Genomic DNA, 12,553 nt, shown 5'->3' with positions numbered 1-12,553 from the left:
TCAGCCCAGGACTCAGTCCCAGACTCAGCCCAGGACTCGGGCCAAGACTCAGTCCAGGACTCGGGCCAGGGCGAAGCCGTCGTAGCCCTTCGCGCCCACCGTCTGCAGTGCCGTGCCGGTCAGCTTCGGGTGCCGGGCGATGAGTTCGAGCGCCTCGCGGGTGCCCTGGATGCTCGGCTCGGTGCTCGCGGCGTCGGTCACCGCGCCGCTCCGCACGACGTTGTCGACGATGATCAGGCTGCCGGGGCGGGTGAGCTTGATCGACCACTCCACGTAGTGCGGGTTGTTGGCCTTGTCCGCGTCGATGAAGACCAGGTCGAAGGGCTCGGGGTGCTCGACGTTCAGCGCGGCCAGCGATTCGAGGGCCGGGCCCATGCGGACCTCGGTGATCTTGTCGAGGCCTGCGCGTGCGAGGTTGCCGCGGGCCACTTCGGCGTGGACGGGGGAGTACTCCAGGGTGATCAGCCTGCCGTCCGCGGGCAGGGCGCGGGCCAGCCAGATCGTGCTGTAGCCGCCGAGTGTGCCGATCTCCAGGATGCGGCGTGCGCCCTGGATCTGCGCGAGGAGCTGGAGGAACTTGCCTTGGTTCGGCGCCACGTTGATCTGCGGCAGACCGGCGGCGTCGCTGTCCCGCAGGGCCGCGGTGAGCGCCTCGTCGGCGGGGGTGAGCAGGTCGGTGAAGTAGTGGTCGACTGCGGTCCACTGCTGCTGGGACATGGGTGATCGGCCTTTCGGGGTGCGGAGTTGGGGTCGCCTCTGTCTTTACTGTCTTTTGTGTGTCTAGTTAGTTTTGCTAAGGATGCTAGCGGGGTGGGGGGCTAATGTCAGTGGTGACTCGCATACTGGGGGCGTTGGGCCGAGTTGGTGGTCTGCGGACTGCGGGGGTTGAGATGGAGATGACGTACGGGACCGGGCAGAAGGTGCCCGCTGCGGCGATCCGGGGCCTTGCCGACCGGTGGCTTCCCCTGATGGCCGAGCCGGGGGAGGACGGGGCGCCGGGGGATTTCGTCTGTTCGCCCGCGGGGCTGTGGCTCGCGCTGGCCGCCGTCGCGGTGGGGGCGCGCGAGGAAACCGCCGGTGAGCTGCGGGAGTTGCTGGGCGTCGCCGACGTGGAGGCCGCGGGCGCGGTGACGGCCGCGGCGCGGGCGCTCGCCGGCACGGACGCCGTTGCGGTCGCCACGCGCGTGTGGAGCCGGGTGCCGGTGTACCGGGCCTATCGGGAAGCGCTGCCGGACGTCGGGTTCGGGCCGATGGAGCCGGATGAGATCGACGCGTGGGTGCGCGAAGCCACGGGCGGTCTTGTCGAGCGGCTGCCGGTGGTGATCACTCCGGATGTGCTGCTTGTCCTGGTCAACGCGCTGGCGCTGAAGGCGCGTTGGGAGATTCCCTTCGAGGCGGCGGGCACGCGCGACCAGGACTTCACCGACGCGCTGGGCGTGCGGCACCGGGTGCCGACGATGCACCGGCCCGTTCCGCTGAACGGTGCGTGGACGGTGGGCGGGGCGAGCGTCGTCGAGCTGCGCTGCCGCGCTGAGGGCGGCCGTGCGCCGGCCCGGGTGCGCTTCGTGCTCGGCGAGCCGGGCGCGGGGCCGGCCGAGGTGCTGCCGCTGGCGTGGGCGCCGGAGGGGCGGTGGACCGGGATCGACGCGGAGCAGATCAATATGGCGCTGCCCCGGATTTCGCTGCGTACGCGGGTCGATGCGACGGAGCAGTTGGCGGCGCTGGGGGTGCGGTGGGCGATGAGCGAGGGGGCGGACTTCTCCGGGATGTCGCCGGAGCGGCTCGCGATATCGCAGGTGGTGCAGGAGGCCGTGGTGAAGGTGGCGGAGGAGGGGGTTGAGGCGGCTGCGGTCACTGCGGTGCCGATGGCTCCTGGTGGCGTGCCCTATGTCCCTCGACGGATCGAGTGGATCGCCTTTAACCGGCCGTTCGGGGTTGTTGTGCTTGATGGGGCGGGGGAGGTTCCGTTGTTCACGGCTTGGCAAGCTGGGGTGCCGGTGGGGTAGGGGCGGTCTTCTTTCCCCAACCCCGCCCCTTCCCGAAACCTTCCGGCTGCGCCGGCCTGTGCGTACTGGAGAATCACCGGCTTCGCCGAGTTCGTCCTCAAACGCCGGACGGGCTGGAAGATGCGCCGGGACAGGCTGGGTTACTGCGTCGCAGACGGGCTGGAAGATTCCACCGCGGGCAGTGAGCCCGGCAAGGGCTTGCCCGCGCTTTCGCTCATGAACCACACCGCGATGCCGCCCACCACCGCCGCCGCCATCATGTAGTACGCGGGCATCATCATGTTCCCCGTGGCTCCGATCAAAGCCGTCACCACCAAGGGAGTTGTGCCGCCGAAGACCGATACGGAGATGTTGAAGCCGATCGAGAGCGAGCCGTAGCGGACCCTCGTCGGGAACAGGGCCGGGAGTGCCGACGGCATCGATGCCGTGAAGCAGACCAGGAGCAGGCCGAGCGCCGCCATGCCCAGGCCGATCGCCCAGAGCGAGCCCTGGCGGATCAGGAGCAGGGCGGGGATGGACAGGAGCAGGAAGCCTGCGCAGCCTGCCGCGATCACGGGGCGGCGGCCCACCCGGTCGGTCAGCGCGCCCGCGAACGGCTGGACACACATCATCAGGGCCATCACCGCCAGGACGACCAGGAGGCCGTGCGTCTCGTCGTACTTGAGCTCGCTCGTCAGGTAGCTCGGCATGTACGACAGCAGCATGTAGTCCGTGACGTTGAAGACCAGGACCAGGCCCATGCAGAGGAGCAGGGCCTTCCACTGGCCGGTCACCATCTCGCGCAGCCGCACCTTCGGGCGGGACTGCTCGTCCTTGTGCGCCTTCGCGAGCTCCGCAGCGAACGCCGGGGTCTCCTCCAGCTTCATCCGGAGGTAGAGGCCGATCAGGCCCATCGGGCCCGCGATCAGGAAGGGGATGCGCCAGCCCCAGGAGAGCAGGTCCTCGGAGGAGAGAAGCGCCGTCATCAGGGTGACCAGGCCCGCGCCGCCGATGTAGCCGGCCAGCGTGCCGAACTCCAGCCAGCTGCCGAGGAAGCCCCGCTTCTTGTCGGGGGAGTACTCGGCGATGAACGTGGAGGCGCCCGCGTACTCGCCGCCCGTCGAGAAGCCCTGCACCAGACGGGCGAGCAGCAGCAGGACCGGGGCGCCCACACCGATCGTCGCGTACGAAGGGATCAAGCCGATCGCGAAGGTGCCAGCCGCCATCATGATCATGGTGAGGGCGAGGACCTTCTGGCGGCCGATGCGGTCGCCGAGCGGGCCGAAGACCATGCCGCCGAGCGGGCGGATCAGGAACGCCGCCGCGAAGGCGCCGAAGGTGGAGAGAAGCTGGGCCGTGGGGTTGCCCGAGGGGAAGAAGACCTTGCCGAGCGTCACGGCGATGTAGCTGTAGACGCCGAAGTCGAACCACTCCATCGCGTTGCCGAGTGCGGCCGCCTTCACCGCGCGCTTGACCAGCGCCGGGTCGACGACGGTGACCTCCGCGGGTGCGTGCGCGGACGGCGGGGCCTGGGTGCGGGGTGCGACGGGTGCGGCGGTCGGCAAGGGTTCGCTCGCCTGCCTCTCGGTTGACGACAAGGACAGAGCCGCCCGGCAAGAAGGGGGCGGCTCGAAAAGCGACCATAGGTGCAGGCAGCATCATTACGGGCGGTGTCCGGTCCGCAGCGCACCGCACGGAAAGTGCCGCTATCCAGGTCAAATGCCCCTGCGTCCGGTGGTGGCGAGAAGGCCCGTTTGTGATCTATGTCGCGGCTCGGGTGCGGAACCGCGCCAGGGAGTCGAGCCCGTCATCTTCTGGACAGTGAGGGGTGAGATATCGGCCATGCGGACGAAAGGTTTGGTTAGGAAGTACGCGCAAAAGCCGGTAGAAAGCGGAGTGGCTGCCAGGTGAAATGGGGGTTGCGCGCGTCTCACCCGACGGGCGCGGCGCCCATGAGCGACGGAGCAGGGACGACGAGCGGGGCGGGAGGGCAGACGGCACGTGGCGAACATTGAGCACAGGGGACCGGGAAACGCCTTTGGGGCAGGCGCGTCCGGTACACCCAAGGCGCGAATCAGGGCGATCCGTGCCGCCCTCTGGATGATCGCCGCCATACTCGCGGTACGGCAGCTGGCCGATGTCGTGCGTACGCCGAAGGGTGAGCGCCTGACCGACCTGGAGACCTGGATCGGTCCTGACGGCGTCCTGCATGTGAACGGCTCGCTCTACGACGCGGACAAGTTCACCGGTACTCCCTTCGCCGGACTCGTGCTCAAGCCGTTCGCCCGCGCGGCCGAACAGGCGCTCGGCTGGGGCTGGACGTTCGGCACCCTGATCCTCGTCGCGGTGCTCGGCCTCGTCGCCGCCCGCGCCCTGCCGCAGCCCGTGTCCCGGCGCATCTCGCTGCTCGCCGCGCCCGTCGCGATCTGCCTCCTGATGCTGTCGCTGCCGGTGCGCAACACCCTGCATCTGGGCCAGACCAGCATCATTCCCGTCCTGCTCGTGCTGCTCGGCTGCTTCGCCGTCCGCGGCGAGCGGGCCAGCGGCATCCTGATCGGCATCGGGGCGGCGCTGCAGCCGACCGTGCTGCTGTTCGCCGCCCTGTTCTGGTTCACCGGCCGCAGGCGCGCGGCCGCCGCCACCGGTTCCACCTTCCTCGCCTGCACCGCGCTGGCCTGGGCCGCGATGCCGCACGACTCGTGGGCGTACTGGGTGCACCACCTGGCTGGCGCGGGCCTGGGCGCGCGCCCTGACGGTCTCGCCAACCAGTCGCTGCACGGGGCGCTGCTCCGGTTCGGCCTCGAAGGGCCGCTGGAGATCGGCCTCTTCGTGCTCCTGAGCGCGGCCGTGATCTTCCTCGGCCTGCGCCGCGCCGTCCGCTACGCCCAGGACGGGCAGCTGCTGCTCGCCGTCGCGATCACCGGCTGTGTCGCGGTCGCGGTGTCCCCGACGACCTGGCAGCACCAGCTCCTGTGGGTGCTGCTCGCGGTGGTCGGCCGGGTCGGCAAGAAGCAGTCCGACCGGTACATGTGGCCGGTGGCCGTGATCCTGGTGTCGACGCTGCCGGCGAAGATGATGCTGCCGAACATGCCGGTCGTGGAGCCCATCCGCGACAACCTCGTGCTGATCGCCGCGCTCGCCGCCGCCACCGTCGTGCCCTTCCTGTCCCGTACGGCACCGCAGTACCAGACCCCCACCCCCACCGACTACGCCGCGCCCGTGCCCGCGCGCTGGAGCCGGGTGCCGCTCATGCCGTTCTGGCGGCGGGTCACGACCCGGCCGAACCTGCTCCTCGAACTGCTCCTGATCCGTGTCGGCTACTCCGCCTATCAGCAGGCGCGGCTCGCGGCGACCGGCGGCACCATCTCGGGCGGCCGGGCCACGGCCGAGCAGCACGGCGAGCAGATCTACTCGATCGAGCAGTTCCTGCACATCGACATCGAGCACTGGGTCAACCACGCGGTGGTGAAGGTCAGTTGGCTTGAGGAGTTCTTCAACTTCTACTACACGTCGTTCCACTTCGGGGTGCCGCTGACCATTCTCGGCGTCCTCTATGTCCGCCGCCCCGCCGACTATCGCTGGGCGCGCTCCGCGCTCGGCTTCGCCACGGTCCTCGCGCTCGTCGGGTTCTGGCTCTACCCGCTGGCACCGCCGCGCCTGATGCCCGACCTCGGTTTCATCGACACGGTGCACGGCGTGCAGGACTTCACGCAGCCGGACTACGGCACGCTGACCGCGCTCACCAACCAGTACGCGGCGATGCCCTCGCTGCACTTCGGCTGGTCCCTGTGGTGCGGCCTGGTGATCGCGATCCTCGCGCCGAAGTGGTGGATGAAGGCGCTCGGCCTGCTGCACCCGCTGTTCACGGTCTCCGCGATCGTGGCGACCGGCAACCACTGGGTCCTTGACGCGGTGGGCGGCGCGACCGTCGTCGGTGCGGGCTTCGGCCTCGGCTATCTGCTCGCCGGGCCCCGCGTACGAAAGACCCTGAAGGTGGCGACGGGGGCCGAGCCGGTCATCGACATGACGAAGGACTCGGCGAAGGACCGTACCCCGAGCTGATCCGGTAGGTCCCCGGCGCGGACACCGTGAGCCGGGTGAACTCGCCGTGCCGCTTCAGGCAGGCCCCCTCGGCCCGGAGCCACGGCGAGTACACCAGGCGCAGCGTCACCGGCTCCCGGGTGGGGACGTTGACCACCATGTCCGAGCCCGTGGACCGGACGACGGACGCGGGCGCGGACACCATCGGCACGGCGTTCTCCACCCGGAAGATCCGCCAGTGTGCGTCCTTCCACACCGGCTTCAGCCAGTCGGGACCGCTCTCCACGAGCGCCGCCTCGTCCTCGGCGAACCCGTCAGGCTTGCCCGAGGGAAGCACCACATAGCCGACCGCCCACTTGTCGAGCCACGCCCGGTAGGTGGCGGCCGAGAAGGATCCGTCGTAGAAGAGCCTGCCGCGCTCGACGTCGAGCTGGCGGTTCCAGCCGCGCGCCATGTTCACATGCGGGGCGAGGGCCGTGGCCTCGCGGTGGTTGCGGGCGGGGACCACCTCGACGCGGCCCCGGTCGGCACCGAGCCGCTCCAGCTCGCGCACCACGCCATGGGTGTCGACGGCCCACTTGGGCACGGCCGTCGACACCGTCAGATCGTCCGCCGTCTTCTGCGCCACCCAGGCCGTGGACAGCACGAGCGCGATCGCGAGCACGGTCCTGCGTATGCGGTCGAGCGAGGGCGCGAGGAGCGCGGCGAGCAGCACGGCGGGCGCGAGCAGCTCGGCGAGGCGCTCCACGTTCGTGCCGATGGGCGAAGGGACGAGATACGTGAGGACCGTGCCGACCGCGTACACGGCGGCACCCCACCGCAGCACCCGCCACCGGCGCGGCGCCGCCACGACGACCGCGAGGCTGAACACCACGGGCGGGAAGATCCGGTCGAAGGGCATCAACTGCTCGCCGGTGAACGGGAAAAGCACGGTCGTCGCCCCCACGACCACCACCGGCGGCGCGAGCAGCGCCGCGGCCCGCTTCCAGTCGCGTACGAGGAAGAAGCCGGCGCCCGCGACCAGCAGGAACAGGCCGGCCACCGGGCTGGACATGGTGGCAAGCGCCCCGAACGCGACCGCGGCCCACACCCGGCGCTCCCGCACGAGCGCCAGGCAGGCGGCGAACCCGAAGGCGAGCCCGAGTGCGAAGGTCGTGCGCCCCGACGCGACGTTGCACCACACGGCGAGCGAGGCGAGCACCGCGGGGCACAGCGGGCGGCGGACGCCGGTGCGCGCGATGAGCGCGGCGACCAGCCAGGCACCGGCGACGCCCGCCGCCACCGTCACCGTCTTCACGCCCAGCGCGGCCATCAAGTAGGGAGAGATCAGGCTGTAGTTGGCGGTGTGCATGCCGCCGTACCAGAACAGGCCGTACGCGGCCGCGCCGTGCTCGGAGGCGAACCGGGCCCAGGCCTCCTGCGCCGCCAGATCGCCGCCGCCCGTGGCGAGGAAAGCCGCCCACACCGCGTAGAGCGGCAGGGTGGGGACGGTGGCGAGGAGAGGCACCCTGTTGCGCCGCGCGAAGGCACGCAAGGACCCGTTCCGCTCGGTGGGTGCGCTGCCCGACGGCACGAGAGAGATATCGGCGGAGACCACAGCCACCATTTCCGTTTGAGGACTTGGACGACTTGGAGAGGCACGGTTCACCTCTCAAGACGCCGCACGCGACGGAAACGTTGGTTCCCTGGGCCAGGGGGAGGCAGGGGCAGGGCGTAGGAGGGAGTCGCCCCTGCCTCCCTGGCGGCGGGTCAGCCGGTGCTGACCTGCAGTTCCTTGACTCCGTTCAGCCAGGCCGAGCGCAGTCGCCGGGGGTCGGAGACCAGACGCAGATCGGGCAGGGCGTCGGCGATCGCGTTGAAGATGAGGTTGATCTCGACGACCGCGAGGGACTTGCCGAGGCAGAAGTGCGGGCCGCCGCCGCCGAAGCCTAGGTGCGGGTTCGGGTCGCGGGAGATGTCGAACTTCCCGGGCTCGTCGAAGACTTCGGGGTCGTTGTTGGCCGAGGAGTAGAAGAGGCCGACGCGGTCGCCCTTCTTGATCTGTACGCCGCCGAGCTCGGTGTCCTGGGTGGCGGTGCGCTGGAAGGAGACGACGGGGGTCGCCCAGCGCACGATCTCCTCCGCCGTGGTCTGCGGGCGCTCGCGCTTGAAGAGCTCCCACTGCTCGGGGTGGGTGAGGAAGGCGTGCATGCCGTGGGTGATGGCGTTGCGGGTGGTCTCGTTGCCGGCCACCGCGAGCAGGATGACGAAGAAGCCGAACTCGTCGCCGGAGAGGTTGCCTTCGTCCTCTGCCGCCACCAGCTGGCTGACGATGTCCTTGGCCGGGCACTCCTTGCGGGCGGCGGCGAGGTTCATCGCGTAGCTGACGATCTCCATGGCCGCCTCGGTGCCGACCTCCTCGGTGATCGCGTACTCCGGATCGTCGTACGCCGCCATCTTGTTGGACCAGTCGAAGATCTTCGTCCGGTCCTCCTGGGGTACGCCGATGAGTTCGGCGATGGCCTGGAGGGGCAGTTCGACGGCGACGTTGGTGACGAAGTCGAAGCTGCCGCCGGGGGCGGCGTTCGCGAGGGCCGTCTCGACGATGGAGTGGGCGCGGGTGCGCAGGGCGTCCTCGAGCGAGCGTATGGAGCGGGGCGTGAAGCCGCGCTGCACGATCTGGCGGACCCGGGTGTGCTCGGGCGGGTCCATGTTGAGCATGATCAGCTTCTGGACCTCGATCTGGTCGCGGCCGATCGTCTCGTTGAAGCGGATGACCGCGGTGTTGAGGTTGGAGGAGAACAACTCCGGGTGTGTGGAGACGTACTTGACGTCCGCGTGCCGTGTGACGGCCCAGTAGCCCGCGTCGTCGAAGCCGGAGATGCCGCGCGGCTGGTCGATCCAGCGCACCGGTTCCGTCCGGCGCAGCTGGGCGAACTCCGGGAGAGGCACGCGGTCTTGAAGGAGGTCGGGGTCGGTGAAGTCGAACCCGTCGGGCAGCGCTGGACAGGGCATCGGCAACTCCAGGAGTTCAGTTCTGTGTTCTGACGGTCCATCAGGAGATGTACCGCAAGGTAGTAACGGGTTCTATAAGTGGCAAGGCCCGTGACCGGTCCGTTCCCCAAGCTCTCAAAGAGCAGGGGAGGCCCCACTGTGCAGGTCGTGCGCAAGGTACGTGCAAGACCCTTGCGGCGCCGGGGTGCGGCTCAGCAGACTGCTTGCAGAACTAGAACGCGTACTAGTTCTCCGCGCGGGTGCCGGGACGCCCCCGCGGGATGTGGATGGAGAGGACGCTCATGGCCGCGGAACCTGTCATCGTCGAAGCCGTACGCACCCCCATAGGTAAGCGCGGAGGAGCGCTCGCCAATCTCCACCCCGCCTATCTGCTCGGCGAGACCTACCGTGAACTCCTCGGACGCACCGGCATCCACGCCGACTGCGTCGAGCAGATCGTCGGCGGCACCGTCACGCACGCCGGTGAGCAGTCCATGAATCCGGCGCGCACGGCGTGGCTCACGATGGGTCTGCCGTACGAGACCGCGGCGACGACGGTGGACTGTCAGTGCGGCTCGTCGCAGCAGGCGAGCCACATGGTCGCGAACATGGTCGCGGTCGGGGTCATCGACGTGGGGATCAGCTGCGGCGTCGAGGCGATGTCACGGGTGCCGCTGGGGTCGGGCTCCAAGCACGGTCCCGGCAAGCCGTTCCCCGACGAGTGGAACGTGGACCTGCCCAACCAGTTCGAGGCGGCCGAGCGCATCGCCCGTAAGCGGGGCCTGACGAGGGAGAACGTGGACTCGCTCGGGCTCATCTCGCAGGAGCGCGCCGCCGTCGCCTGGGCCGAGGAGCGCTTCAAACGCGAGACCTTCGCCGTCCAGGTGCCGACGACGGAGGAGGAGCAGGCCGCCGGGCAGGGCATGTGGCGCCTGGTCGACCGGGACGAGGGTCTGCGCGACACGACGATGGAGGGCCTGGGCGGGCTCAAGCCGGTGATGCCGACCGCCGTGCACACGGCGGGCAACTCCTCGCAGATCTCCGACGGCGCGGCGGCGATCATGTGGGCGTCGAAGCGGATGGCACGGGCGCTGAAGCTGAAGCCGCGGGCGCGGATTGTTGCGCAGGCGCTGGTGGGGGCCGATCCGCACTATCACCTGGACGGGCCGATCGACGCGACGCGGGCGGTGCTGGGGAAGGCCGGGATGTCGCTCAAGGACATTGATCTTGTGGAGATCAATGAGGCGTTTGCTTCCGTGGTGCTGAGTTGGGCGCAGGTGTTCGAGCAGGACCTGGAGAAGGTGAATGTGAACGGGGGTGCGATCGCACTGGGGCACCCCGTGGGCGCGACGGGGGCTCGGCTCATCACCACGGCCCTGCATGAGCTGGAGCGACGGGACAAGGAGTTCGCGCTGATCACGATGTGCGCGGGGGGTGCGGTGGCTACGGGGACGATCATTCAGCGGCTGTGAGCACCGAAAAACAAAGATGTCCTCAAACGCCGGACGGGCTGGAAATTCCAGCCCGTCGAGGGGGTCCCCCCTGCTCTTTAAGAGCTTGGGGGAGTTTGAGGACGAACTCGGCGGAGCCGGTGATGTTCCGGTCCGCCGGAGAGGCATCGGCTCAGTACCAGCCGTTGGCCTGCCAGAAGTTCCAGGCCTCGGCAGGGCTGCCGTAGCGGTCGTTCATGTAGTCGAGGCCCCACTTGATCTGGGTCTCGGGGTTGGTCTTCCAGTCCGAGCCTGCCGAAGCCATCTTCGAGCCGGGCAGGGCCTGGACCAGGCCGTAGGCGCCGGAGGAGGCGTTCGTCGCGGTGGGGTTCCAGCCACTCTCGTGCTCGACGATCTTGCTGAACGCCTGGTACTGCGCGGCATCCGGGATCAACTTCTTCGCGATCGCCTGTGCCGAGGAAGGCGCCGCGGCCGGAGCGGCGGCCGGAGCGGCAGCCTTCGCGGCGGTCGGGGTCGCGGCCTGGGCCGGACCCGCGGCGATCAGCATGCCGGTCGTGGCGGCGGCGACGGCGACACCGGCGAGGGCCTTCTTCGGGGCGGCGATACGGCGGAGGAGCGAGGCGGACAAAGCGTGACCTTCCGTGGGGGACATGGTGTCGCAAGCACGCCTTGGCCATGGAAAGTGGCGGGGGGAATGCGTAAGCGCCTTGGACCCGAAGGTCGTCGGCGCTGTGCGACTCGATCCAGAGAAGCAGGGCTGTTGCGTCTCCGCAATGCCCCCTTTTGCTAGTTGCTGTCGTACTTGAACGGAACGCCCCCTCTGTGACGTGGCTCTCAATCCGCAGGTCAGGGCAGGGATTGACGCGTGCGCGTCAAGCGAAAACCGGTACGAAACGGACTAGTAGAGGACCAAAGGCCTGTGGGCCGCCTCACCGTGCGCGGGCCCTTTCTGTGACGGAGAGTCAACGGCCGCCTACGCCTTGGGCCCCTCGAATGTGACCTGGGCCTCGAAAGCGGCCCGCCGCGTGGCCCGGCGCAGCGCCTTGAGGACGGCCGGACCGAGGGCGAGACTCAGCAGGACGGTGACCACGGCGCGGGGCAGGTCCCAGCCGAGTGAGGTGGCCAGGCAGTACGCGATGAAGCGGCCCAGGTTGTCGCCGACGGGGTCCCCGGGGACAAAGGAGACGCCCGTCGCCAGGCCGCCCAGGTAGGGCCAGCCCTGCAGGTTCATGACCGTGCCGTAGAGGACGGAGGACACCGCCCCGTAGGCCGCGAGCAGCCACAGTTCGCGGCGGCCGCGGAGGGAGTCGGGCCCCGGCAGCAGCCCCGCGCCCATGCAGACCCAGCCCATGGACAGCATCTGGAACGGCATCCACGGGCCGACGCCCCCGGTGAGCAGCGCCGAAGCGAACATCGACACCGCCCCGAGCACGAATCCGAAGCCCGGCCCGAGCACCCGGCCGCTGAGCACCATCAGGAAGAACATCGGCTCGATCCCGGCGGTCCCCGCACCCAGCGGCCGCAGCGCCGCCCCGGCCGCGGCGAGCACGCCGAGCATGGCGATGGCCTTCGCGTCGAGCCCGACGTCCGCGATGGTCGCCACGACCACGGCGAGCAGCAGCGGAAGCAGCGCCGTGAACAGCCAGGGCGCGTCCTGCGCGTGCGCGCTCAGCCCCGAGCCGCCGCCCGCGATGAGCGGCCACCCGAAGGCGACCACTCCGACGGCGCTGACCAGCGCGAGGGCGCCGATGGAACGGGGGCCAAGCCGGATGGGACGAGCCTGCCGCTCGGGCCCGACGGGCCCCGGCCTACCGCCCGGGGATGCGGGGCTCACGGCTGCGCTCCTTCTGGAGGCATGCCGCCGGGCAGGTCTGGGCGTGTGCTCGGGTCTGTGCCTGGGTGTGGGTGTGTGGTCGGGTCCGGGTCTGCGCCTGGGTGCGAGTCTGCGCCTGGGTGCGGGCGTGTGGTCGAGTCCGGGTCCGTGCCCGGGTCCGCGCTTGCGCTTGAATCCGGGTCCGTGCCCGGGTCCGGGCGTGTGCTCGAGTCCGGGTCCGTGCCCGGGTCCGGGCGTGTGCTCGAGTCCGGGTCCGTGCCCGGGTCCGG

The 12,553-nt window shown here is 69.8% G+C and carries 9 protein-coding genes; 3 read left to right on the top strand and 6 right to left on the bottom strand.

The features are described 5' to 3' along the window. Positions 1–48 precede the first annotated feature (48 nt). Entirely contained in the window at positions 49–717 is a 669-nt protein-coding gene (locus ACFWY6_RS07495; RefSeq protein WP_384687306.1) for an O-methyltransferase, read from the bottom strand. A 179-nt stretch (positions 718–896) separates the two neighbouring features. On the opposite strand from ACFWY6_RS07495, the gene ACFWY6_RS07490 reads away from it, so the two are divergent. After that, a complete protein-coding gene (locus ACFWY6_RS07490; protein ID WP_384687305.1) occupies positions 897–2,006 on the top strand; it encodes a serpin family protein in 1,110 nt (369 codons plus the stop codon). A gap of 140 nt (positions 2,007–2,146) precedes the next feature. Here ACFWY6_RS07490 and proP read toward each other — a convergent pair whose 3' ends face one another. After that, entirely contained in the window at positions 2,147–3,550 is a 1,404-nt protein-coding gene (proP, locus tag ACFWY6_RS07485; RefSeq protein WP_384687304.1) for a glycine betaine/L-proline transporter ProP, read from the bottom strand. 436 nt (positions 3,551–3,986) lie between these two features. On the opposite strand from proP, the gene ACFWY6_RS07480 reads away from it, so the two are divergent. Further along, the gene (locus tag ACFWY6_RS07480) at positions 3,987–6,047 is read left to right on the top strand and encodes a bifunctional glycosyltransferase 87/phosphatase PAP2 family protein (protein WP_384687303.1); all 2,061 of its coding nucleotides are present in this window, start codon (positions 3,987–3,989) and stop codon (positions 6,045–6,047) included. On the opposite strand, the gene ACFWY6_RS07475 is transcribed toward ACFWY6_RS07480, so the two are convergent. Together ACFWY6_RS07475 and ACFWY6_RS07470 are read right to left on the bottom strand one after the other, a co-directional pair. Next, positions 6,001–7,632, bottom strand: coding sequence for a hypothetical protein (locus ACFWY6_RS07475; RefSeq protein WP_384687302.1), 1,632 nt, complete (start codon positions 7,630–7,632; stop codon positions 6,001–6,003). The two genes, ACFWY6_RS07480 and ACFWY6_RS07475, sit on opposite strands and share 47 nt — an antisense overlap. Before the next feature lie 143 nt (positions 7,633–7,775). Then, positions 7,776–9,020, bottom strand: a complete 1,245-nt coding sequence (locus ACFWY6_RS07470) for a cytochrome P450 (RefSeq protein WP_384687301.1) — start codon at positions 9,018–9,020, stop codon at positions 7,776–7,778. Positions 9,021–9,301: 281 nt separating this feature from the next. Here ACFWY6_RS07470 and ACFWY6_RS07465 point away from each other — a divergent pair, with 281 nt between their 5' ends. Further along, on the top strand, positions 9,302–10,471 hold the full coding sequence (locus ACFWY6_RS07465) for a steroid 3-ketoacyl-CoA thiolase (protein ID WP_384687300.1): 1,170 nt from the start codon (positions 9,302–9,304) through the stop codon (positions 10,469–10,471). A gap of 151 nt (positions 10,472–10,622) precedes the next feature. On the opposite strand, the gene ACFWY6_RS07460 is transcribed toward ACFWY6_RS07465, so the two are convergent. Beyond that, complete coding sequence (locus ACFWY6_RS07460) at positions 10,623–11,102, bottom strand: transglycosylase SLT domain-containing protein (RefSeq protein ID WP_384687299.1); 480 nt, start codon at positions 11,100–11,102, stop codon at positions 10,623–10,625. A 321-nt stretch (positions 11,103–11,423) separates the two neighbouring features. Further along, complete coding sequence (locus ACFWY6_RS07455) at positions 11,424–12,284, bottom strand: ECF transporter S component (protein ID WP_384687298.1); 861 nt, start codon at positions 12,282–12,284, stop codon at positions 11,424–11,426. Between the last annotated feature and the right edge of the window lie 269 nt (positions 12,285–12,553).

The sequence above is a fragment of the Streptomyces sp. NPDC059037 genome, from assembly GCF_042740015.1.
GTDB lineage: Bacteria > Actinomycetota > Actinomycetes > Streptomycetales > Streptomycetaceae > Streptomyces.
Note: the sequence above shows the minus strand (reverse complement) of the source record. Positions and strands in the feature narration are given on the sequence as shown.